Origin of the sequence: Enterobacter sp. NFIX59, from assembly GCF_900113755.1 — a bacterium.
Lineage (GTDB): Bacteria > Pseudomonadota > Gammaproteobacteria > Enterobacterales > Enterobacteriaceae > Enterobacter > Enterobacter pseudoroggenkampii.
Window position 1 is genome coordinate 379,478 of sequence record NZ_FOQN01000004.1, and the last position, 23,542, is coordinate 403,019.

The window sequence follows — 23,542 nt, forward strand, 5'->3', positions numbered from 1 at the left end:
TTCTTGCGCCAGATAAACGCAGTATATAGCCATTGCTATATATCTAACTCATTGAGTTTTAACGAGTAACTTGTATATCTTTTCCAGGTCGTCAATATTCTTCACCCGAATAAGCAGGCGGCGTTGTTCTAATTGCATCACCAGCACGCCGTCTTCGGATAAATTCATCTCTTTAATACGGTTATATTCTATCCACACATTGGCGAAGAAAAATCCGCGGGATTTAAAAATGATTTTCGGCGTGCGGATCCAGAACAGATAAATCGCCATTAATGCCAGCGCACATAATAACCATGTGGTTAATAATGCACCATGGCTGGTAACGTTATTGTAAATAAGAATGGCGATGAGACCCACGAAGATAAAGGCATCCACGCGCCCGCGTCGCAGAAGGGGAAGGGAGAGCAGCATCTCGCCGTGACGGCGAGGCATGATGAACTCGTCATAGATCGCGTAAGCCAGAAGGGCAACAACAAATAAAACCAGTACGATGTCCGTGACAGTCATTCATCCTCCAGATAAAAAAAACCGGGGGCAAGCCCCCGGCCTATAGCATTGAAACTTACAGACCCAGCAGGCCGACGGCGTAGCCCGCGATACCGATGACGAAGAAGCCAACGATAATCCACAGCGGGTTCACTTTCTTACGCAGCAGCCACATGCAGGCGAAGGTCAACAGCAGCGGCACCAGGCCCGGCATCAGCTGGTCCAGAATCGTCTGCACGGTGGTGACGCGCGTCTGACCATCCTGTCCGGTGATGGTCGATACCACCAGCGGGATGTTCACGTGCGTCCACTTGTTTACCAGCGCGCCCATGACAAACAGGCCGAGGATTGACGCCCCCTCAGTCAGTTTCTGCAGGAAGCCGCCGCCCATGTCCTTAACGATGTCCACCCCTTTACGGTAGCCGTAGGCCACGCCGTAGTAACGGGTCAGCAGACGCACGGCGTTGAACAGGATGAAGAACAGCAGCGGGCCAAGCAGGCTGCCGCTCATCGCGATACCGGCACCCAGTGCCGCGAAGACCGGACGCACGGTACCCCAGAAGATAGGGTCACCGACACCGGCCAGCGGACCCATCAGACCGACTTTGATACCGTTGATAGCACCATCGTCAATCTCTGCGCCGTTTGCACGCTGTTCTTCCATTGCCAGCGTTACGCCCAGTACGGGAGCCGCAACGTAAGGATGGGTGTTAAAGAATTCCAGGTGACGCTTGATGGCCTGACGGCGCGCTTCGTTGTTTTCCGGGTACAGGCGTTTGATCGCCGGTACCATGGAGAAGCAGAAGCCCAGCGCCTGCATACGTTCGAAGTTCCATGAACCCTGAAACAGGTTAGAACGGATGAACACGCCACGAATATCACCCGGAGTGAGTTTTTTCTCGGTGGTAGTTTTTGTCATATCAACCATTTCGCTCACCTGTTAGTCCAGTTCGTTATCGAGATCGTTGTTACCAGCAGCCTGCGCTGGGGCACCCGCGACGCGGTTATATTTCGGGCTGAGCTGGATGTAGAGAATCGCCATCACCGCACCAATCACGCCCAGTGCAACCAGGTTGAAGTTGGTGAAGGCAGCGGTCACGAAGCCGAGGTAGAAGAACGGCATCAGGTAGCCTGCGCGCATCATGTTGATGACCATCGCATAACCGACGACCACGATCATACCGCCCGCGATGTTCAGACCGCCGGTGACCACTTCTGGAATGGCGTTCAGCATGCTCTGGACTTCACTGGTACCGACAGAGATCGCCACGATAACCGCCGGGATCGCGATACGCATCGCCTGCAGGAACAGGGATGAAACGTGGATCCACGACAGTGCCGTGAGGTTGCCGTTGTCGGCCGCCTTATCCGCCGCGTGCTGGAAGGCAACGGTGATAGTACGAACGATGATGGTCAGAACCTGGCCTGCGGCTGCCAGCGGGATTGCCAGGGCGATACCTGCACCAATACTCTGGTGACCGGCAATAACCAGAACGGTAGAAATGATAGAGGCCAGCGCGGCATCGGGCGCAACCGCCGCGCCGATGTTCATCCAGCCCAGGGCGATCATTTCCAGGGTACCACCGATGATGATACCGGTTTTCATGTCACCCAGAACGGCCCCAATCAGGGTACAGGCCACCAGCGGGCGGTGGAACTGAAATTCATCAAGTACGGATTCCATACCCGCAATACATGCGACCACGAACACCAGCACAATCTGAAGAGTGGTAATCTCCATTGCACTTCTCCTATTACGTAAACTTTATATGAGAACCGGCGCGGGCTTATTTCCCAACTTTGCCGATCAAATCCATCATTTTCAGTTTTTGATCCGTGGAAACCTTACGGGCTTCCAGCTCAATACCGCGCGCATTCAGCTTGTTGAATGCCTCGATATCTTTCGCATCGACTGAAATGGCGTTGTTGACCTGCGTTTTGCCCTGACGGAATGCCATACCACCAATGTTCACGGAGGTGATTTTCACGCCGCCTTCAACAATGCGCTCAACGTCTGTCGGGTTAGTGAACAGCAGCATCACGCGTTCACCCGCGTATTTCGGGTTGTTGTAAACGCGGATCATCTTGGCGACATCCACGACGTGCGCGGTAACGCCAGGAGGAGCAACCTGAGTCAGAAGGGTTTTACGAACGGTATCGGCGGCCACTTCGTCGCTGACCACGATAATGCGTCGAACGTTGGTCTCTTTGGTCCAGCGCGTGGCGACCTGGCCGTGGATTAAGCGGTCATCAATACGCGCAAGGCCGATAACCATGTAATCGTTCGGGCCCATCGGTTTTGCCGGTGCTGCCGCTTTCGGTGCCGCTGCAGGCGCAGGGGCAGGTTTTTCAACCGGCTGCGCTTTCAGGGCCTTAACCCCTTCGCGACCGGTTTCAACGGCCAGTGCCACTAGCTCATCGAACGTCGGATTGTCGTCGCGCGCCATGAAGGTTTCCACCAGCATGGGAATGTTGACCCCGGCGACAACTTCATAGTGCTCTTTATCGACGACAATGCGGCTGGCAGCATTGAACGGGCTGCCGCCCCATGTATCAACGAGAAACAGCACGCCTTTGCTGGTATCCAGCTTCTCGAGTTGAGCGTTGTACTTCTCAATCAGCGTCTCGGCGTTTTCACCGGGAACGAAATCGATCCAGCCGACGTTTTCCTGCTCGCCCAACAGCATCTCTGCCGTTTTGAGTAGCTGCTCAGCAGCCCAACCATGTGTGCCTATGACAATAGCAATGGTCACTTGCTACCTCCTTTTATTATCATTAATACGCCTGCCAGGCAGTCGTACTGAGAATCGTATTGGCGAACCGAATCGATTCAGATAAGGGTTAGAGTTCAAAAAACTAAGACTTCCGCGAATTATTTTAGATAGTGAAAAAATAATTTATGTGATGAAGATCCGTAATTTAGCCACGCGTTACAGATTTATCTGTAGCGTAAAGCGGCTGTGTTACAGAACTTTGCAAAGGAACGTAAATCTTTGCTAAAAACACAGTGTCTCTGATATGTTTAGCCTCCGTTTAATTGTTCAGGAGTATAGGGCTACAGCCCACTATATGGACCGTCACCGACGTCAGTCATCTACCAGGCCATTTCGCGCCTTATTCACCGGCGATCCTCGCCACGTATCGACTCTGTTTACCTCTGTTTTGCCCACATTGAGTGGGGCACCGTTTCGTCATTCCTTTAGCAGGAGCTTGTCATGGAATTCTTAATGGACCCGTCAATCTGGGTGGGATTGCTCACGCTGGTGGTGCTGGAGATTGTTCTCGGCATTGATAACCTGGTGTTTATCGCCATCCTTGCGGACAAACTGCCGCCAAAACAGCGTGATAAAGCGCGTCTGATTGGTCTCTCGCTGGCGCTGGTCATGCGACTGGGGCTGCTCTCCGTCATCTCCTGGATGGTCACGCTGACCAAACCGCTGTTCTCCGTCATGGATTACACCTTCTCCGGGCGTGATTTAATCATGCTGATCGGGGGGATATTCCTGCTCTTCAAAGCGACGACAGAGCTTCACGAGCGGCTGGAAAACCGTCAGCACGATGATGGGCACGGTAAAGGCTATGCCAGCTTCTGGGTAGTGGTACTGCAGATCGTGGTGCTTGATGCGGTCTTCTCGCTGGATGCGGTGATCACTGCGGTCGGCATGGTCAACCATCTGCCGGTAATGATGGCGGCTGTCGTTATTGCAATGGCGGTTATGCTGCTGGCCTCGAAGCCGCTGACGCGCTTCGTCAACCAGCATCCGACGGTGGTCGTGCTGTGTCTGAGCTTCCTGCTGATGATTGGTCTGAGCCTGGTGGCGGAAGGCTTTGGCTTCCATATTCCGAAAGGCTACCTGTACGCCGCGATTGGCTTCTCGATCCTGATCGAGCTGTTCAACCAGATTGCGCGTCGTAACTTTATTAAGCAGCAGTCGAATCAGCCGCTGCGTGCCCGTACCGCAGATGCCATTCTGCGCCTGATGGGCGGTCGTCGTCAGGTGAACGTTCAGTCTGATTCCGAAAACCATAATCCGGTTCCGGTCCCGGAAGGGGCGTTTGTGGAACAGGAACGCTACATGATTAACGGCGTGCTCTCCCTGGCCTCCCGTTCGCTGCGCGGCATCATGACGCCGCGCGGGGAAATCAGCTGGGTCGATGCTAACCTGAGCGTTGATGAAATTCGCCAGCAGCTGCTCTCTTCACCGCACAGCCTGTTCCCGGTGTGTCGTGGTGAGCTGGATGAGATCATCGGCGTCGTGCGGGCGAAAGAGATGCTGGTGGCCCTGGAAGAGGGCGTCAACGTGGAAGCCGTTGCTGCGGCGTCGCCTGCGATTGTCGTGCCGGAAACGCTGGATCCGATCAACCTGCTCGGGGTGCTGCGTCGCGCTCGCGGTAGCTTTGTTATCGTCACCAACGAGTTTGGTGTGGTGCAGGGGCTGGTCACGCCGCTGGACGTGCTGGAAGCGATTGCCGGTGAGTTCCCGGATGCAGACGAAACGCCAGAGATTGTTGCCGACGGTGAAGGCTGGCTGGTTAAAGGTACCACCGACCTGCACGCGCTCTCGCACACGCTGGGGCTGGAAAACGTGATCAACGATGAAGAAGACATCGCGACCGTTGCTGGTCTGGTGATCGCGGTTAACGGGCAAATCCCGCGCGTCGGAGATGTGATCGAGCTTTCGCCGCTGCACATTACGATCGTTGAAGCCAACGACTATCGCGTTGATATGGTTCGTATTGTTAAAGAACAATCAGCCCACGACGAAGATGAGTAAGCCGGCTTAGCGCAGCGGCATTAAGGGCACGATGTGCCCGTTATGATGCGCTGGCGGGGGGGCGCTCCCCGCCAGCCACTTCGGAAAATCCCGTAGCGGCATGGGCCGCGCATAGAAAAAGCCCTGCAGGACAGGTACGCCGTGGCGGCGCAAATAGCGCGCCTGCTCCTCTGTCTCGACCCCCTCAGCAACCAGTTCAATATCAAGCCGCTGGCCCAGCGCAATAATCATATCCGTCACCGTCGAGTTCACGGCGTCGGTGCCGATGGCGGTGGTAAACGACTGGTCGATTTTCAGGACGTCCGGGTGCAGCTTCTCAAGCCAGGAGAGGGAACTGTTCCCGGTGCCAAAATCGTCGATGGCGAGCTTCACCCCTTTGCGATGCAGTTCGCGCACGATGCGATAATCCGCATCCAGCAGCGCATCCCGTTCCGTGAGTTCTATCACCAGCTGCTGACGCGGACAGGCGCTGAACCAGAGACGGTTCAGGTCCTGTATCAACACCGCGTGACGGAAATGGCTGGCGGCAACGTTAATGCCGATGTGAAAACCGGCGCTGGAAGGGAAGTAGCCTATCTGGCGCACCGTTTCGGCGATGACATAGCGGGTCAGGGGGACAATCTGGTTATGTTCTTCTGCCAGAGGGATAAACACCTCCGGGGTGATCCAACCCTGACGGGGGTTGTTCCAGCGCAGCAGGATCTCCACGCCAGTACACGCCTGGGTGCGGGCATTCACCAACGGCTGGCAGAAAAGCTCAAATTCCCGCCCCGCAATGCCCATATCAATCTCCCACGTAAAGCTCATCCGGTTTGCCGTCGCCAGCCAGGCGAGATAGCCCAGCAACAGGCTCAGCATAAGCCCCAGCGGCAGCTGGGCTGGCAGGCTTTTTAAGGCTAATGCTCCAGGACCTGGCCCGCTGACCGTAATGGTGAAAGGATTTCGGGTTGATGACTGCTGGAAAAGAGAGTCTTTATCATCAAACGTCAGGCTGTCGCTGACGCGTTGACCATAGCGCAGAAAACGATCGCCCACGGTTAGCGCCACGTCATTGATAAGCGGGCGCTGGGGCTCGAGGATCATTTTGGCGATCAGATCGATATTGATGATCTCGATGACGCCTGCTTCACCGTCCTGAGAAACGGGATACCACTGAATCAATATCGGGCTGTCCTTAAGCAACCACTGGTCGGTGGATAAAATCAGCTTCGTCGTGCTGGCGGGGAGTTCCTTCAGGAAGTCACGAACGGGCACATCGCGGCTCCCGAAAATACTCGAGCAGTACAGGATACCGTCTTTAATCAGGGCGATAGAGCGTACCGTCTGCAAAATGGCGGCCTGCTTTCGCAGCGCCAGGTGCGCCTGGGGACAGGGCTGTCCCACCAGGGGCTGCAGCACGCTGCGGCGGTTCTCCAGAGAAAGCAGTATGTTATCAAGGGCGCGGACGGTGTGGCTGGTAAAATCGAGGATCCGCTGTTGGTTAACATTGCGCTGTGAAATAAAGCGAATGCCTAACGTCAGAATGAGTGTGAGGAGCGCAACCGTGACACAGACGATAACGCGTTTTCGGCGATAGTTTTTAATGATCGTTTGTGCAGTTTGCATGAACGGTCGCCTGATAAGCCACCAGCCACAAAAGCCGGACGCAACAGTGAAAGTGTAGTGGGGAAAACAGCGGGAGACGAGGAAGAAGAGGGAAATTCGCCCATCCGTTGCAGATGGGCGAAAGGCAGTATTAGTCGCACTGCACCTTAATGGCCAGGCCACCACGGGACGTCTCGCGGTATTTCGCGTTCATGTCTTTGCCGGTTTCGTACATGGTTTCAATCACCTTATCCAGCGATACGCGAGGTTCGCTGGTACGGCGCATCGCCATACGTGAGGCGTTGATGGCTTTCACTGAGGCAATCGCGTTACGCTCGATGCACGGCACCTGCACCTGGCCCGCGACCGGGTCACAGGTCAGACCGAGGTTATGTTCCATACCGATTTCAGCCGCCACGCAGACCTGCTCAGGGCTTGCGCCCAGCAGCTCTGCCAGACCTGCCGCCGCCATGGAACAGGCCACGCCGACTTCACCCTGACAGCCCACTTCCGCACCGGAGATGGAGGCGTTCATCTTGTACAGCGCACCGATGGCACCTGCCGCCAGGAAATAGCGAATATAGATATCCGGCGTCACGGGCTCAATAAAGTGGTCGTAATACGCCAGCACTGCAGGAACAATGCCGCACGCGCCGTTGGTTGGCGCCGTCACGACGCGGCCACCGGCGGCGTTCTCTTCGTTAACGGCCAGGGCAAACATGTTTACCCAGTCAACCACGTTCATCGGGTCGTTGGAAAACTTGTCCGTGGTCACCAGCATACGGCGCAGGGCGGAGGCACGACGCGGTACGCGCAGTGGACCCGGCAGAACGCCTTCGGTGTTCATCCCGCGATCGATACAGGCGCGCATGGTTTGCCAGACGTTCGCAAAATAGTCTTCAATCTCTTTTTTGCTGTGCAGGGCCAGCTCGTTCTGCATCACCATACCGGACAGTGAAAGACCGGTCTCTTTGCAGTAGCCCAGCATCTCGGTAGCCGATTTGAACGGGTACGGTACGTTGACGTCGCCGACGCTGTCTTTGCCAAAATGCTCTTCATCCACGATGAAGCCACCGCCGATGGAGTAGTACGTCTTGCTGTAGATCTCTTTTTCACCGCTCCAGGCGTGAATGGTCATGCCGTTTTCATGCAGCGGCAGGTTGTCGCTACGGAAACGCATGCCGTCATCCTGCGGAAAATCGACTTCCTGCTGGCCGTTTGCCAGCAGCAGGCGACCGCGTGTTTCCACGTCGCGGATAAATGCCGGGATGGCATCAATATCAACGGTATCCGGCATGTTGCCTGCCAGACCCATAATAATGGCGATATCGGTGTGGTGGCCTTTACCCGTTAATGACAGCGAGCCGTAAACATCCACGGCGACACGGGTAACGCTTTCCAGTAATCCTTTTTCGACCAGATCATCGACGAACTGTTTACCGGCCTTCATCGGGCCAACAGTATGGGAAGACGAAGGGCCAATTCCCACTTTGAACATGTCGAATATACTAATCACTTTCACACTCCTGACAGGGTTACCGGGGTTCCAGTAACGATGTTATAACTGCGCATAGTGTAAGAGGGAACACCGACCTCGGCTTAACTATTCACATGAATTAAACTAATGGTTAACGATGGGTTTTGCTAATAGCGCGACGCAGATCGCAAACCTGGCAGAAGAGGGCGGAATGTAAAGTATAGTCAAGGCTTCAGGCCGATTTGCAACGCCAGCTCACGAATAATGCCCGCCGTCATGCCCCAGACAAAATAATGCTGATACCAGGACAACCAGACCCGATGGTCATGCCCACGACGCTGAATATCCAGCGGGTGGTAACGACTCAGTCGGAGGGCTTCCTCCAGCGGCATTTCAAACACCGCAGAGACTTCATCGACGCTGGCGTGATACTGCAGGCCCGGCGGGATAATGCCGACAACCGGCGTGACCTGAAAACCGGTGACGCTGTCGACGGGCGGCAGCACGCCGATGACCTCAACGGCCTCCGGCGGAATGGCCACCTCTTCCTGCGCTTCGCGCAGCGCGGCGGCAATCAGCGAGGCGTCGGAGCTGTCTACCGCGCCCCCCGGAAAAGCGACCTGACCCGCGTGCTTGCGTAAATGGGCGGAACGCTGGGTGAGCAGCAGGCCCGGCTGCGCGCGACGCACGACCGGGATCAGCACGGCCGCCTGACGTTGATTCAGCGCTTCGCGATTAACCTGCGGTCGTAATAGCTGAAAACGCGATAAAAAGTCATCCAGCGTCAGGTTCTCTTTTTCCACCCGTGATTACTCCAGTTGTTTCAGGATACGGTTAACTTTATCAAAGGTTTCCTGATATTCCGCATCGACCTCACTGTCGGCAACAATGCCGCCTCCGGCCGAACAGTAAAGGTTTCCGTTGCAGGAGGTCAGCGTACGAATGGTAATGCTGGTATCCAGCGTGCCGCACAGGCTGATATAGCCGATGCTGCCGCACCAGGCGTTGCGGCGGTGCGGCTCCAGCTCATCAATGATCTCCATCGCCCGCACCTTTGGCGCGCCGGTGATGGAGCCGCCCGGGAACGCCGCGCGCAGCAGGTCGCAGGCCGTGCGCGAGTCAGGCAGCCGCGCGGTAATGGTGCTGACCAGATGATGCACCGCCGGGAAAGGCTCGACGACAAACAGTTCCGGCACGCGGACGCTCCCCGGAACGGCCACCCGGCCAATGTCGTTACGCATCAGATCGACAATCATCAGGTTTTCGGCGCGGTCTTTCGGCGAGGCGGCGAGTTTTTCCGCCTGCTTGCGGTCGGCGTCGGGATCGGCAAGACGCGGCAAGGTGCCTTTAATCGGACGGGTTTGAATCGTGCCCTCGGCCAGATGAATAAAACGCTCGGGCGACAGGCTGAGGATCGCCCCCTGTTCCAGACGCACAAACGCGCTAAACGGCGCCTTATTGCTGGCATTAAGGCGGGTAAACGCCTGCCACTCATCTCCCCGGTATGTCGCCTGGAAGCGCTGGGCAAGGTTAACCTGGTAGCAGTCACCGCTTTGCAGATACGCCTGAACGCGCGCGAATTTTTCGCCATACTCTGCGGCGCTCATGTTCGAGCGCCAGTCGGAGGTCAGCGTGAACGTCTCTGCGGGTGCAGCCTGTTGCGCCTCAAGCCAGGCCAGACGCGCCTGCACGTCACGATGGCTCAGCAGGGAAACCGTTTTTTTCTGGTGATCAACAATTAACGCCCAGTCATACAGCCCCACGGCCATGTCGGGCAGGGAAATATCAGCCTGCGCATGCTCCGGCAGCGTTTCGAAACGGCGACCCAGATCGTAGCCAAACAGGCCCAGCGCGCCCCCCTGAAAAGGAAGGTCCGGGTTGGGTGTGGCAGATAAGCCCAGCGCGTTAATGTCGTGCTGAAGCTGCACCAGCGGATCGTCCGTCAGCGACAGGTCATCGGTTGTCAGCGTCTTCAGCGGATCGGCGACCAGAATATCAAAGCGGCTATAGGGGTGATCCGCATGGCCGGAATGCAGCAGCATCGCAAACGGAAGATGGCTCAGGCGGGCAAACCAGTATTCAGCGGCGTCTGTCCGCCAGGGCAGGGTAATAACAGTGGGGAAGCGCATGTTCATGTATGGCATACTACCGGGCAGCGTGAAATAATTAGCGCGAATAATTTAGCAGGAGTTGACGATGTTTGCAGGTTTACCTTCTCTGAGCCATGAACAGCAGCAGAAAGCGGTTGAGCGAATTCAGGAACTGATGTCCCAGGGGATGAGCAGCGGACAGGCGATTTCCCAGGTGGCGGAAGAACTGCGCGCCACGCATACCGGCGAGCGGATCGTGGCGCGTTTCGAGGATGAAGATGAAGAGTAATCGGGCTTAAACCGCCGCGATAATCTTAATCTCGACCTTGTATTCCGGCTTCATCAGCGTGGCCTGTACGGTGCAGCGTACAGGCGCGTGACCCGCCACCACCCACGCATCCCAGGCTTTGTTCATTGCCGCGAAGTCATCTTTGTTTGCCAGGAAAATCGTCGCATCCATAATGCGGGATTTGTCGCTGCCCTGTTTTTCCAGCACCGCGTCAATCTGCGCCAGGGTATTTGCCGTCTGCTCGAACGCATCCGCGTCCAGGTTAGCCGGGACGCCGGTGTAGTAGAGCGTCTGGTTATGGATCACCACATCAGACCAGCGGGCTTCGGCATCAATGCGCACAATTGTCATAAACGTTTCCTCGTTATTTTTCGTCATCAGGCGGCAAGACTGCCATATTGTTCTCCTGTCGTCACTATTTGGGGTGGCACATGAGAGGATGGGCTGACATAATCCCTGTGCAAAAATACAGTGAGAGAGCACCGTGGCAGACGATTTTTCCCCTGAAGGTCAATTAGCGCAGGCTATCCCCGGCTTCAAACCCCGTGAGCCTCAGCGACAGATGGCGCACGCCGTTGCACGCGCCATCGATAAGGCTCAGCCGCTGGTGGTTGAAGCCGGTACCGGCACGGGTAAAACCTATGCTTACCTTGCGCCGGCGCTGCGGGCGAAAAAGAAGGTGATTATTTCCACCGGTTCAAAAGCGCTGCAGGATCAGCTCTACAGCCGCGATTTGCCCACGGTAGCTAAGGCGCTGAAATACAAGGGACGTCTGGCCCTGCTGAAGGGGCGCTCCAACTATCTCTGCCTGGAGCGCCTTGAGCAGCAGGCGCTGGCGGGCGGCGACCTGCCTGTTCAAACCCTCAGCGATGTTATTATCCTTCGTGCCTGGGCGAACCAGACCGAAGAGGGCGATATCAGCACCTGCGCGAGCGTGCCGGAAGATTCCCCGGCCTGGCCGCTGGTGACCAGCACCAACGACAACTGCCTCGGCAGCGACTGCCCGCTGTATAAAGACTGCTTCGTGGTGAAAGCGCGCAAAACGGCGATGGACGCCGACGTCGTGGTGGTAAACCATCACCTGTTTCTCGCGGATATGGTGGTCAAGGACAACGGTTTCGGCGAGCTGATCCCCGAGGCGGACGTGATGATCTTTGATGAAGCGCACCAGCTTCCGGATATCGCCAGCCAGTACTTCGGTCAGTCGCTCTCCAGCCGTCAGCTGCAGGATCTGGCGAAAGATTTCACCATTGCGTACCGGACCGAACTCAAAGATACCCAGCAGCTGCAGAAGTGCGCCGACCGCCTGGCGCAGAGCGCGCAGGATTTCCGCTTACAGCTCGGCGAGCCGGGCTATCGCGGCAACCTGCGCGAGCTGCTGGCGGACAAAAATATCCAGCGCGCGCTGCTGCTGCTCGATGACGCCCTGGAGCTCTGCTACGACGTGGCGAAACTGTCCCTCGGCCGCTCCGCGCTGCTGGATGCGGCCTTCGAGCGCGCTACGCTCTATCGCGGTCGGCTCAAACGGCTGAAAGAGATCAACCAGCCGGGGTACAGCTACTGGTATGAGTGCACCTCGCGGCATTTCACGCTGGCGCTCACGCCGCTGACGGTGGCCGATAAATTCAAAGAGGTGATGGCGCAAAAGCCGGGAAGCTGGATCTTTACCTCGGCAACCCTGTCGGTGAATGACGATCTGCACCACTTCACCGAGCGCCTCGGCATTGAGCAGGCGGAATCGCTGCTCCTGCCCAGCCCGTTCGACTACGAAAAACAGGCGCTGCTCTGCGTTCCCCGTAATCTGCCGCTGCCGAACCAGCCGGGTGCGGCGCGCCATCTGGCTGCAATGCTAAAACCGATGATCGAGGCCAATAACGGCCGCTGCTTTATGCTCTGCACCTCCCACGCCATGATGCGCGATCTCGCCGAGCAGTTCCGCGCCACGATGACCCTACCGGTGCTGCTGCAGGGCGAAACCAGCAAAGGCCAGCTGCTGCAGCAGTTTGTCAGCGCCGGTAATGCCCTGCTGGTCGCAACCAGCAGCTTCTGGGAAGGGGTGGACGTGCGCGGCGACACGCTTTCGCTGGTGATCATTGATAAGCTGCCGTTTACCTCCCCGGACGATCCGCTGCTGAAGGCGCGGATGGAAGACTGCCGTCTGCGCGGCGGCGATCCGTTTGACGAGGTACAGCTGCCGGATGCGGTCATCACGCTTAAGCAAGGGGTAGGGCGCTTAATCCGTGACGTCACCGACCGCGGCGTGCTGGTCATCTGCGATAACCGGCTGGTGATGCGTCCTTACGGTGCGACTTTCCTCGCAAGCCTGCCGCCCGCGCCGCGGACGCGGGACATAAAACGCGCGGTGCGTTTCCTGGCAAACCCAACGGCGGAGTAATTTACCCCGGAGTGTGCTAAGATGCGCGCCATTTTGTGACTGACCCTTGCGAGAGCGCGACGACTGATGCGAATTCTGGCTATTGATACCGCGACAGAGGCTTGCTCTGTTGCCCTGTTGAACGACGGTGCTGTTTCTGCCCATTTCGAAGAGTGCCCCCGGGAACACACCCAACGCATTCTGCCCCTGGTAAAAGCCATTTTAACCCAGGGCAACACCTCCTTAACCGACCTCGACGCGCTGGCCTTTGGCCGCGGCCCCGGCAGCTTTACGGGCGTACGTATCGGGATTGGCATTGCGCAGGGGCTGGCGCTGGGCGCCGAACTGCCGATGATCGGCGTCTCTACCCTTGCCACCATGGCGCAGGGCGCATGGCGCATGACCGGGGCAACGCGCGTCCTGGCAGCGATTGATGCACGCATGGGCGAAGTCTACTGGGCCGAATACACCCGCGACGAGCAGGGCGTGTGGCACGGCGAAGAGACGGAAGCCGTGCTTAAGCCAGAAGCGGTCACAGAACGACTGAAGCAGCTGTCCGGCGAGTGGGCGACCGTCGGCACGGGCTGGCCAGCGTGGCCTGAGATGGCGAACGACACCGGATTGACGCTGGTGGACGGCAACATGCTGCTCCCGGCTGCTGAAGATATGCTTCCGATTGCCAGCCAGCTGCTCGCAGCAGGAAAAACCGTGGCCGTTGAACAGGCGGAACCGGTTTATTTGCGAAACACCGTCGCGTGGAAGAAACTTCCGGGCCGCGAGTGAATCTCAGTAACAGGAACTGAGAAAAAGGAGTCGCATCATGGCGGTTCAGACTAAAGTAGTACCCCTTATTATGGCAGGCACAGTTGCCATAGCACTGAGCGGATGCGTTTCCGTTCCTGATGCGATTAAGGGCAGCAGCCCGACGCCACAGCAGGATCTGGTTCGGGTGATGAATGCCCCTGAGCTGTACGTCGGCCAGGAAGCACGCTTTGGCGGTAAGGTCATAGACGTGCAAAACCAGCAGGGGAAAACCCGTCTGGAGATCGCCACCGTTCCGCTGGACAGCGGCGCGCGGCCTGTACTGGGCGAGGCCTCCCGGGGACGTATCTACGCGGACGTCAGCGGTTTCCTCGATCCGGTCGATTTCCGCGGACAGCTGGTGACCGTCGTCGGGCCGATTACCGGCGCCGTGCAGGGCAAAATCGGCAACACGCCGTACAAATTTATGACCATGCAGGTCAACGGGTATAAACGCTGGCGGCTTGCACAGCAGGTGATCATGCCGCCTCAGCCGATGGATCCGTGGATGTGGGGTCCACATCCTTATCGTTATGGCTACCCGGGCTGGGGTTGGTACAACCCGGGCCCTGCACAGGTTCAGACGATCGTTACTGAGTAACTTACTGTTATTGTTAGAAAAGAGACAGCGGCTCAGCCGCTGTCTCTGTTTTTTTACGGATAAAACGAAAAAAAAGAGTGACGCGCTTCGCAACCTTAAATCTGAACAATTAATAAACTGGTACGCTGAGTTAATATAATGTTAACAAACTGTTTATTATCGGGGTTGTGATGACGACGAACACTCATTTCAGAGGTGATGCATTGAAGAAGGTTTGGCTTAACCGTTATCCCGCAGATGTTCCTGCCGAGATCAATCCTGACCGTTATCAATCCCTGGTGGAATTATTTGAACACTCGGTAAGGCGCTACGCGGACCAGCCCGCATTCGTGAATATGGGCGAGGTGATGACGTTCCGTAAGCTGGAGGAGCGCAGCCGGGCGTTTGCGGCGTATCTGCAGGAAGGGTTGGGGCTGCAAAAAGGGGACCGCGTCGCGCTGATGATGCCGAACCTGCTGCAATACCCGGTGGCGTTGTTCGGTATCCTGCGAGCCGGGATGATTGTCGTCAACGTCAACCCATTGTACACCCCGCGCGAGCTAGAGCATCAGCTGAACGACAGCGGCGCGGCCGCGATTGTCATTGTGTCCAACTTCGCCCATACGCTGGAAAAGGTGGTCGACAAAACCCAGGTGAAACACGTTATCCTGACGCGCATGGGGGACCAGCTCTCCACCGCCAAAGGCACGCTGGTTAACTTTGTCGTCAAATACGTCAAACGTCTGGTGCCAAAATACCATCTGCCGGACGCCATCTCCTTCCGCCGCGCGCTGCATGCGGGCTACCGTATGCAGTATGTGAAACCCGAAGTGGTCGCGGAAGATCTTGCGTTTCTGCAATACACAGGCGGGACCACCGGCGTCGCCAAAGGGGCCATGCTTACCCACCGCAATATGCTGGCAAACCTTGAACAGGTAAACGCCACCTACGGGCCGCTGCTGCATCCGGGCAAAGAGGTGGTGATCACCGCGCTTCCGCTGTATCACATCTTTGCGTTGACCATGAACTGCCTGCTGTTTATTGAACTGGGTGGTCAGAACATCCTCATCACCAACCCGCGCGATATCCCGGGCCTGGTGAAAGAGCTGGCGAAATACCCGTTCACCGCCATGACGGGGGTAAATACCCTGTTTAACGCGCTGCTGAATAACAAAGAGTTCCAGCAGCTGGACTTCTCCACGCTGCATCTCTCTGCGGGCGGAGGCATGCCGGTTCAGCAGGCTGTCGCCGAGCGCTGGGTGAAGCTCACCGGTCAGTATTTGCTGGAGGGCTATGGCCTGACGGAATGCGCGCCGCTGGTCAGCGTTAACCCGCATGACATCGACTATCATAGCGGAAGCATTGGTTTGCCCGTTCCTTCCACTGAAGCGAAACTGGTCGATGATAACGATAACGAAGTCGCGCCGGGCGAGCCGGGGGAGCTGTGCGTCAAAGGTCCGCAGGTGATGCTGGGCTACTGGCAGCGCCCCGATGCGACCGACGAAATCATCAAAGACGGCTGGCTGCACACCGGTGATATTGCGGTGATGGATGACGAAGGCTTCCTGCGCATCGTCGATCGTAAGAAAGACATGATCCTGGTCTCCGGTTTCAACGTCTATCCGAATGAGATCGAAGACGTGGTTATGCAGCACAGCGGCGTGCTCGAAGTGGCGGCAGTCGGCGTGCCTTCCGGCAGCAGCGGTGAAGCGGTGAAGATATTTGTGGTCAAGAAAGATCCTTCTCTCACCGAGGAAGCGCTGGTAACGTTTTGTCGTCGTCAGCTGACGGGCTACAAGGTGCCGAAGCTGGTGGAATTCCGCGACGAGCTGCCGAAATCCAACGTCGGGAAGATATTACGACGAGAATTACGTGACGAAGCCCGTGGCAAAGTAGACAATAAGGCCTGAGCTTCACGCTAATCGCCCAGACGCCGGTTAAGCCGGCGTTTTTTATGGGCGCAAACAAAAGAGAACCCGTTTTGAATTACCAGATGATCACGACCAACGACGAGCTGGCTTCGCTGTGCGAAGTGACGCGCGACTTTCCTGCCATTGCCCTGGATACCGAGTTTGTCCGTACCCGGACCTATTATCCGCAGCTGGGTTTGATTCAGATGTACGACGGTAAACACGTGTCGCTGATCGACCCTCTCGGCATTACCGACTGGACGCCGATGCGTGACCTGCTGCTCGATACCGCCGTGACGAAATACCTGCACGCAGGCAGTGAAGATCTGGAAGTCTTTTTGAACACCTTTGGCATCATGCCTCAGCCGCTGATTGACACGCAGATCCTCGCGGCATTCAGCAATCGTCCCCTCTCATGGGGCTTTGCTGCCATGGTAGAGGAGTATACGGGGCTGACGCTGGATAAAAGTGAATCCCGTACCGACTGGCTGGCGCGTCCGCTAACCGAGCGTCAACTGGAGTATGCGGCGGCAGACGTGTTTTACCTGCTGCCGATTGCCGGACAGTTAATGAAAGAGGCAGAAGCCTCCGGATGGCTGCCTGCAGCGCTCGACGAGTGTCGTATGACCCAGCAGCGTCGTCAGGAAGTAGTTGACCCGAAAGAGGCCTGGCGCGACATCAGCAACGCCTGGCAGCTGCGTACGCGTCAGCTGGCGTGCCTGCAGCTGCTGGCAGACTGGCGTTTGCGTAAAGCGCGCGAGCGCGATCTGGCCGTTAACTTTGTGGTTCGCGAAGAACATCTCTGGGCGGTGGCGCGCTATATGCCGGGCAGCCTGGGCGAGCTGGACAGCATTGGGCTTTCGGGCAGCGAGATCCGCTTCCACGGCAAAACCCTGCTGGCGCTGGTCGCAAAAGCGCAGGAGCTGCCGGAAGATGCGCTGCCGGAACCGCTGCTGAACCTGATGGATATGCCGGGCTATCGCAAAGCGTTTAAAGATATCAAAGCGCTGGTGCAGATGGTGGCAACGGAAAGCAAGCTGAGCGCGGAACTGCTCGCTTCACGCCGTCAGATTAACCAGCTGCTTAACTGGCACTGGAAGCTGAAGCCGCAGAATGGCGTACCGGAAATGATGGCGGGATGGCGCGGGGAATTGATGGCCGATCGTCTGAATACGTTGCTGGAAGGTTATCCGCGATAAAAAATATGCCGGGTGATAAACCCGGCATATTCCCCCGGTGGCGCTGCGCTTACCGGGGCTACGAAATCACAAACCTACGGACGCGACTCTTCCGCTTCCGGGAGCGTCACGTTCAGCTCCAGAATCGAAATATCCCCGTCTTTTTGTTCCAGCTGCACCGTCACCATCTCCGGGTCAATCTGCACGTACTTACAGATCACTTCCAGAATGTCCTTACGCAGCTGCGGCAGGTAGTGAGGCTCGGCGTCGCTACGACGACGCTCCGCAACGATAATTTGCAGACGTTCTTTTGCGATGTTGGCGGTGTTCTTTTTCCGCGAGAGAAAAAAGTCCAGTAATGCCATAACTTATCCTCCGAACAGGCGTTTGAGGAAACCTTTCTTCTCTTCTTCAATGAAGCGGAAAGGACGTTCTTCTCCCAGCAGACGGTCAACGGTATCGGCGTAAGCTTTACCTGCATCTGCCATTGTATCCAGGATCACTGGCTCGCCCTGGTTAGAGGCGCGTAACACGGACTGATCTTCCGGGATAACGCCCACCAGCTTAATGCGCAGGATCTCCAGCACGTCTTCCATGCTCAGCATGTCACCTTTATTCACGCGGCCCGGGTTGTAGCGGGTGAGCAGCAGGTGTTCTTTAATCGGATCTTCGCCATTTTCCGCACGACGGGATTTAGAGGCGAGGATCCCAAGAATACGGTCTGAGTCACGCACGGATGAAACTTCAGGGTTGGTGGTGATGATCGCTTCATCAGCGAAGTAGAGCGCCATCAGAGCACCGGTTTCGATGCCGGCAGGGGAGTCACAGACAATGAAGTCGAACTCCATTTTTTTCAGCTCGTCGAGCACCTTTTCTACCCCTTCACGGGTCAGGGCGTCTTTGTCACGCGTCTGAGAGGCCGGGAGAATGTAGAGGTTCTCGGTGCGCTTGTCTTTAATCAGCGCCTGGTTCAGCGTGGCATCGCCCTGAATGACGTTCACGAAGTCATACACGACGCGACGCTCACATCCCATGATGAGGTCGAGGTTACGCAGGCCGATATCGAAGTCGATAACGACGGTTTTCTTTCCCTTCTGGGCCAAACCAGTAGCGATGGCCGCGCTGGAGGTGGTCTTGCCAACGCCTCCTTTACCCGAAGTAACAACAATAATGCGTGCCATAGAAATTCCTTGTTAAAAAGGGATCAATTCAACGGTTGAACGGTCAACGCGTCGTCTGCCAGAAGCAGGCGAGCCGCTTTGCCATAAAATTCGGCTGGGATCTTGTCGCTCAGCCAATATTCACCTGCGATGGACACCAGTTCCGCCGTCAGGTGAGTACAAAATATTTGCGCGTCTCGATCGCCACTTGCACCCGCGAGCGCACGTCCACGCATCATACCGTATACGTGAATGTTGCCATCTGCAATCAGCTCAGCGCCAGCACTGACGTGGCTTGTAACAATCAGATCACAGTTTGGTGCATAAATGCGCTGACCGGAACGAACCGGCACATCAATCATTCGCGTTTTTGTGACGGTAGTAACGTTTTGCACCGCAGGAGGGGGCGTTTGCACGGCAACGGGTGCCGCACGCGAGGCTTTTTCTTTGCCCTCATTCAGAAGAGGCAGCCCCGCACGCTCAATTTCCGCTTTCAGCTCAGTATCTTTGCAGCCGCTGATGCCCACGATACGCAGTCCGGTCGAGGAGACGGCCTGCTGGAGAAGTTTCCAGTTAACCGGAGCCTCAAGACCGCTAACGTTGATAACAACAGGGGCGTGCTTCAGAAAGGCGGGAGCCTGGGCGATTTTGTCCTCTAACGCCTGACGAATAACCTCGGGTTTTGCATCATGCAAATGTACCACTGATAAGGTGAAGCTACTGCCTTTAAGCTCGATGGGCGTGTTTGACATCCTGGCCTTACTCAATTTGCTATTAACCGCAACCACTCGCTGCGATATTCCGAAGAGTATCAGGCATGTTATAGTCAGGAGTATATTGAGGCAAGCAACCACCCATTAATTCAGAGTAAAAACATGTTTTGTGTGATCTACAGAAGTACAAGCCGTGACCAGACCTATCTTTATGTCGAAAAGAAAGACGATTTTTCACGCGTGCCTGAAGAATTAATGAAGAACTTTGGCCGACCACAGCTGGCGATGCTGCTGCCGCTTGATGGTCGTAAGAAACTGATTAATGCCGATCTGGATAAAGTAAAAACGGCCTTAGCCGAGCAAGGCTATTATTTACAGCTTCCACCGCCACCCGAGAATTTATTAAAACAGCATCTTGAGGCGAACGGTAAAAAATAGTCTCAACTGTTTTTGGGCACAACACATCAACCGTTTAGGGGTCGACCATGTATCAACATCACAACTGGCAAGGTGCATTACTGGATTATCCCGTCAGCAAAGTCGTCTGCGTGGGCAGCAACTATGCAAAACATATTCAGGAGATGGGCAGCGCGACGCCAGAAGAGCCGGTTCTGTTCATTAAGCCTGAAACGGCGCTTTGCGATATCCGCCAGCCGCTGGCCCTGCCGCAGGGGCTCGGCTCGGTGCATCACGAAGTTGAACTCGCCGTGCTGATCGGCGCAACGCTGCGTCAGGCCTCCGAAGATCATGTTCAGAAAGCGATTGCCGGCTACGGCGTGGCGCTGGATCTGACGCTACGTGACGTGCAGGGCAAAATGAAGAAAGCCGGGCAGCCTTGGGAAAAAGCCAAAGGGTTTGATAATTCCTGCCCGATCTCGGCGTTTGTGCCGGTGAGCGAATTTACCGGCGATCCGCAGGACACCCCGCTCAGCCTGAAGGTTAACGGTGAAATCCGCCAGCAGGGCACCACGGCAGACATGATCCATAAGATTGTGCCGCTGATCGCCTACATGAGCCGCTTCTTTACCCTGAAGCCGGGCGATGTGATCCTGACCGGAACCCCAGAAGGTGTTGGCCCGCTGCTCAGCGGTGACGAGCTTGAGGTCGGTTTTAACGGCCTGTCGCTGAAAACCCGCGTGCTGTAACCTCCTCTTGCCGCCTGAAAAGGGCGGCAAAACTTGCATCGACGTGCCAGACTCGTTATAAGGTGCGCTTTCTTTTGACGTGTGGACATCCTGATGAACGACATCCCTTTCTGGCAAAGCAAAACTCTCGACGACATGACGGACGCGGAATGGGAATCCTTATGCGACGGCTGCGGTCAGTGCTGCCTGCACAAGCTGATGGATGAAGACACGGACGAAATCTACTTCACCAACGTTGCCTGCAAGCAGTTAAACATTAAAACCTGCCAGTGCCGTAACTATGAGCGCCGCTTCGAGTTTGAGCCGGATTGCATCAAGTTAACCCGGGATAATTTGCCCACCTTTGAATGGCTGCCGCATACCTGCGCGTATCGCCTGCTGGCGGAAGGGAAAGGTCTGCCTGACTGGCATCCGCTGTTAACCGGTTCAAAAGCGGCGATGCACGGTGAGCGCATTTCAGTGCGCCACATCGCGGTGAAAGAGTCCGAGGTGCGTGACTGGGAAGACCACATCATGAACCACCCGACCCGTTGAGATAAAAAAACCCGCCTAGGCGGGTTTTTTCTTGTGTTTGTGCGGCCTGATGCCCTCACCCCAACCCTCTCCCACGGGAGAGGGCGCAAACACTAAAAACGGCAACCTCGGTTGCCGTTTTGCTTTTACCTTCCGAACAAATCGCGTTTCTTCGGTTTGAACGGCTGGGCAATCAGCACCAGCAGCGCCACGACGAAGTATGCGGCAAAAATGCCCACCAGCCACTGCGGCATCTCCAGCGTCAGGAATTCCCACTGACGAACGGAGCAGTCACCGGATGCGACAAACACCTGCGGCAGCCATTTGTCCAGCGGCAGCCAGCTCGGGAAGCGGGCGGCAAAATCACAGGTCATAAACGGTGACGGATGCAATTGCATCATGGTGTGCTGCCAGGAGAGTTCAATTCCTTTCCAGGCGCTGTATATCCAGATGGCAATACCGGCATAGCGAAGCGGCGATTTTGGGGCAATCGCGCCCACCAGGCCCGCACCCATAATGCCGAACAGCGCGCAGCGTTCATAAATACAAAGCACGCAAGGTTTGAGTCCCATTACATGCTGGAACCACAGCGCGACCATTTCCAGCGCAAAGGCGGTCAGGGCCATTAACAACCACGCTCCGCGACCGCGGGAGCACTGGTTTAAAAATCTCAACATAATCATTTCCCTGGAACATGCTTAGAAATCGCAGTGTAAACGAATTCGTTTTTCGCGCCACCTGTACCTGGCGAAATAAAACGTAATTGGATGTTTATCGTGCGAAAAGGCAAACGGGCAGCGAACTGCCCGAGATGCAGTGTTTATTGCGCCGCAAGTATACCCGCTTGTATCAACCATTGCGTACAGGGAATGAGGGTAATTTTGACGCAAAGCAATCCCACGATCGTGAGCACCAGCGTATAGGGCAGCGCCATCCACACCATCCTGCCATAAGAAAGTCGTATGAGCGGCGCGAGGGCGGAGGTCAGGAGGAACAGGAAGGCGGCCTGGCCGTTTGGCGTCGCCACCGATGGCAGGTTGGTGCCGGTATTGATCGCCACGGCCAGCAGCTCAAACTGTCCGGCGCTGATAACGCCTTGCTCCATAGCCGCTTTGGCCTCGTTGATATAGACCGTCCCGACGAAGACGTTATCTGAGATCGACGAGAGCAGGCCGTTGAACAGGTAAAACAGCGACAGCTGAGCATCCGGCGATGCCTTTAAGACAAAGGCAATAATCGGCGCGAACAGATGCTGGTCGATTATCACCGCCACGACGGCAAAGAACACCGCCAGCAGGGCGGTAAATGGCAGGGCTTCGGTAAACGCCTTACCGATGGTATGCTCGTCCGTCACGCCGGTAAAGGTGGTGGCGAGAATAATGACCGACAGGCCAATCAGCCCCACTTCGGCAAGATGGAACGCCAGCGCGGCGATCAGCCAGACGCCGATGATCCCCTGGGCAATCAGACGCAGCGTCTCCTGGCGCGTCCGCTGGCGTCGGCTCTGCAGATCGAATTTATGCAGCTCCTGACGTACCGGCTCCGGGAGCTGGGCCCCATAGCCAAAGAGGCGAAACTTCTCCACCAGCAGACAGGTCGCCAGCCCGCAGAAAAGCACCGGTATGCTCACCGGCGCCATTCTCAGGAAGAACTCACCGAAGTGCCAGCCCGCCGCTTTGGCAATGATCAGGTTTTGCGGTTCGCCCACCATGGTCATCACGCCGCCCAGCGCGGTACCGACGCCAGCATGCATCATCAGGCTGCGCAGGAAGGCGCGAAACTGTTCCAGTACCTCACGATTATGCGCATCGACGTGGCTGTCATCCTGCAAATCCTCGCCCGGACGAGAGGAGGCCACGCGGTGATAAATACCGTAAAACCCCACCGCTACGCTTATCACCACCGCGACGACCGTCAGCGCATCCAGGAAGGCCGACAGGAAGGCGGCCGCAAGGCAAAACGCCAGCGAGAGCAACATTTTCGACGGAATGCTGAGCAGCAGGCGCGTGAAGATAAACAGCAGCAGCTGTTTCATAAAGTAGATGCCCGCCACCATAAACATCAGCAGCAGAAGCACTTCGAGATTGGATGCCAGCTCGGCTTTGACGTGCTCGGCGCGGGTCATGCCGATGACGACGGCCTCAAACGCCAGCAGTCCGCCCGGCAGCAGGGGATAGCATTTCAGCGCCATGGCCAGGGTGAAGATAAACTCCGCCACCAGCAGCCACCCGGCAATGAACGGGTTTACGCTAAAGAGGAGAGGGTTAACGACCAGGAACACCAGAAGTATAAGTTTGTACCAGTCCGGAGACTGGCCTAAAAAGTTGCGCCACAGTGCGCGCCCAAAAGAAATTTCCACGACAGACGTCCATCCCCGTCAAGTAAGACAAAACATCAGTATACGCAAAAATCGCGGCCTGGAGGCGGATAAGGCTGCATTGTAAATTTCATAAAAATGAAACGGCGA

General features: G+C 56.4%; 24 protein-coding genes. 10 read left to right on the forward strand and 14 right to left on the reverse strand.

Translation table 11 applies throughout. The features are described from left to right. Positions 1–48 precede the first annotated feature (48 nt). From BM007_RS16285 to manX, 4 genes are read right to left on the reverse strand one after another with little or no spacing between them, the layout of a single operon-like run. Complete coding sequence (locus tag BM007_RS16285) at positions 49–507, reverse strand: DUF986 family protein (protein ID WP_090419811.1); 459 nt, start codon at positions 505–507, stop codon at positions 49–51. A gap of 55 nt (positions 508–562) precedes the next feature. Then, positions 563–1,414 carry a PTS mannose transporter subunit IID gene (locus BM007_RS16290; protein ID WP_006810994.1) on the reverse strand — a complete coding sequence of 284 codons (852 nt, stop codon included), beginning with the start codon at positions 1,412–1,414 and terminating at the stop codon, positions 563–565. Between the two features lie 12 nt (positions 1,415–1,426). Then, positions 1,427–2,227, reverse strand: coding sequence for a PTS mannose transporter subunit IIC (gene manY / locus BM007_RS16295; protein ID WP_024909729.1), 801 nt, complete (start codon positions 2,225–2,227; stop codon positions 1,427–1,429). 46 nt (positions 2,228–2,273) lie between these two features. Further along, positions 2,274–3,239, reverse strand: a complete 966-nt coding sequence (manX, locus tag BM007_RS16300; RefSeq protein ID WP_024909730.1) for a PTS mannose transporter subunit IIAB — start codon at positions 3,237–3,239, stop codon at positions 2,274–2,276. Between the two features lie 462 nt (positions 3,240–3,701). On the opposite strand from manX, the gene yoaE reads away from it, so the two are divergent. Then, the gene (gene yoaE / locus BM007_RS16310) at positions 3,702–5,261 is read left to right on the forward strand and encodes a CNNM family cation transport protein YoaE (RefSeq protein ID WP_032647743.1); all 1,560 of its coding nucleotides are present in this window, start codon (positions 3,702–3,704) and stop codon (positions 5,259–5,261) included. A 6-nt stretch (positions 5,262–5,267) separates the two neighbouring features. On the opposite strand, the gene BM007_RS16315 is transcribed toward yoaE, so the two are convergent. From BM007_RS16315 to pabB, 4 genes are all read right to left on the reverse strand, one after another. Further along, positions 5,268–6,866 (reverse strand): EAL domain-containing protein, encoded by a 1,599-nt coding sequence (locus BM007_RS16315; protein WP_090419814.1) that lies wholly within the window; start codon positions 6,864–6,866, stop codon positions 5,268–5,270. Between the two features lie 130 nt (positions 6,867–6,996). After that, positions 6,997–8,361: an L-serine ammonia-lyase gene (gene sdaA, locus BM007_RS16320; protein WP_024909859.1), complete on the reverse strand. Its 1,365-nt coding sequence runs from the start codon at positions 8,359–8,361 to the stop codon at positions 6,997–6,999. Between the two features lie 185 nt (positions 8,362–8,546). Next, the gene (locus BM007_RS16325; RefSeq protein ID WP_048029449.1) at positions 8,547–9,125 is read right to left on the reverse strand and encodes a CoA pyrophosphatase; all 579 of its coding nucleotides are present in this window, start codon (positions 9,123–9,125) and stop codon (positions 8,547–8,549) included. A gap of 6 nt (positions 9,126–9,131) precedes the next feature. After that, complete coding sequence (gene pabB / locus BM007_RS16330) at positions 9,132–10,457, reverse strand: aminodeoxychorismate synthase component 1 (protein WP_061714888.1); 1,326 nt, start codon at positions 10,455–10,457, stop codon at positions 9,132–9,134. A 61-nt stretch (positions 10,458–10,518) separates the two neighbouring features. On the opposite strand from pabB, the gene BM007_RS16335 reads away from it, so the two are divergent. Next, on the forward strand, positions 10,519–10,701 hold the full coding sequence (locus BM007_RS16335; protein ID WP_008500497.1) for a YoaH family protein: 183 nt from the start codon (positions 10,519–10,521) through the stop codon (positions 10,699–10,701). A gap of 6 nt (positions 10,702–10,707) precedes the next feature. Here BM007_RS16335 and BM007_RS16340 read toward each other — a convergent pair whose 3' ends face one another. After that, on the reverse strand, positions 10,708–11,052 hold the full coding sequence (locus tag BM007_RS16340) for a RidA family protein (RefSeq protein WP_024909862.1): 345 nt from the start codon (positions 11,050–11,052) through the stop codon (positions 10,708–10,710). Positions 11,053–11,185: 133 nt separating this feature from the next. Here BM007_RS16340 and BM007_RS16345 point away from each other — a divergent pair, with 133 nt between their 5' ends. The 5 genes from BM007_RS16345 (at position 11,186) to rnd (ending at position 17,565) form a co-directional block, all read left to right on the forward strand. Continuing rightward, a complete protein-coding gene (locus tag BM007_RS16345) occupies positions 11,186–13,096 on the forward strand; it encodes a DNA repair helicase YoaA (RefSeq protein ID WP_090419817.1) in 1,911 nt (636 codons plus the stop codon). 66 nt (positions 13,097–13,162) lie between these two features. Next, complete coding sequence (gene tsaB / locus BM007_RS16350; protein WP_024909864.1) at positions 13,163–13,858, forward strand: tRNA (adenosine(37)-N6)-threonylcarbamoyltransferase complex dimerization subunit type 1 TsaB; 696 nt, start codon at positions 13,163–13,165, stop codon at positions 13,856–13,858. Positions 13,859–13,895: 37 nt separating this feature from the next. Next, positions 13,896–14,477: a Slp family lipoprotein gene (locus BM007_RS16355; RefSeq protein WP_090419820.1), complete on the forward strand. Its 582-nt coding sequence runs from the start codon at positions 13,896–13,898 to the stop codon at positions 14,475–14,477. A gap of 203 nt (positions 14,478–14,680) precedes the next feature. After that, entirely contained in the window at positions 14,681–16,366 is a 1,686-nt protein-coding gene (gene fadD / locus BM007_RS16360; RefSeq protein WP_133549346.1) for a long-chain-fatty-acid--CoA ligase FadD, read from the forward strand. Between the two features lie 71 nt (positions 16,367–16,437). Continuing rightward, entirely contained in the window at positions 16,438–17,565 is a 1,128-nt protein-coding gene (gene rnd / locus BM007_RS16365; RefSeq protein WP_090419898.1) for a ribonuclease D, read from the forward strand. A 74-nt stretch (positions 17,566–17,639) separates the two neighbouring features. On the opposite strand, the gene minE is transcribed toward rnd, so the two are convergent. The 3 genes from minE to minC are packed head-to-tail and all read right to left on the reverse strand — an operon-like array spanning position 17,640 to position 19,456. Continuing rightward, on the reverse strand, positions 17,640–17,909 hold the full coding sequence (gene minE / locus BM007_RS16370; RefSeq protein WP_008500504.1) for a cell division topological specificity factor MinE: 270 nt from the start codon (positions 17,907–17,909) through the stop codon (positions 17,640–17,642). Positions 17,910–17,912: 3 nt separating this feature from the next. Beyond that, positions 17,913–18,725: a septum site-determining protein MinD gene (gene minD, locus BM007_RS16375; protein ID WP_008500505.1), complete on the reverse strand. Its 813-nt coding sequence runs from the start codon at positions 18,723–18,725 to the stop codon at positions 17,913–17,915. A gap of 23 nt (positions 18,726–18,748) precedes the next feature. Next, the gene (gene minC / locus BM007_RS16380; protein ID WP_023312186.1) at positions 18,749–19,456 is read right to left on the reverse strand and encodes a septum site-determining protein MinC; all 708 of its coding nucleotides are present in this window, start codon (positions 19,454–19,456) and stop codon (positions 18,749–18,751) included. 123 nt (positions 19,457–19,579) lie between these two features. On the opposite strand from minC, the gene BM007_RS16385 reads away from it, so the two are divergent. From BM007_RS16385 to BM007_RS16395, 3 genes are all read left to right on the forward strand, one after another. After that, on the forward strand, positions 19,580–19,855 hold the full coding sequence (locus BM007_RS16385; protein WP_029742143.1) for a YcgL domain-containing protein: 276 nt from the start codon (positions 19,580–19,582) through the stop codon (positions 19,853–19,855). Between the two features lie 47 nt (positions 19,856–19,902). After that, positions 19,903–20,562, forward strand: a complete 660-nt coding sequence (locus tag BM007_RS16390; RefSeq protein WP_048992179.1) for a fumarylacetoacetate hydrolase family protein — start codon at positions 19,903–19,905, stop codon at positions 20,560–20,562. Positions 20,563–20,655: 93 nt separating this feature from the next. Continuing rightward, positions 20,656–21,096, forward strand: coding sequence for a YcgN family cysteine cluster protein (locus BM007_RS16395; RefSeq protein WP_024909872.1), 441 nt, complete (start codon positions 20,656–20,658; stop codon positions 21,094–21,096). Between the two features lie 125 nt (positions 21,097–21,221). Here BM007_RS16395 and dsbB read toward each other — a convergent pair whose 3' ends face one another. Together dsbB and nhaB are read right to left on the reverse strand one after the other, a co-directional pair. Further along, positions 21,222–21,752 (reverse strand): disulfide bond formation protein DsbB, encoded by a 531-nt coding sequence (dsbB, locus tag BM007_RS16400; protein ID WP_024909807.1) that lies wholly within the window; start codon positions 21,750–21,752, stop codon positions 21,222–21,224. 143 nt (positions 21,753–21,895) lie between these two features. After that, positions 21,896–23,434: a Na(+)/H(+) antiporter NhaB gene (gene nhaB, locus BM007_RS16405; RefSeq protein ID WP_090419823.1), complete on the reverse strand. Its 1,539-nt coding sequence runs from the start codon at positions 23,432–23,434 to the stop codon at positions 21,896–21,898. Positions 23,435–23,542 lie beyond the last annotated feature (108 nt).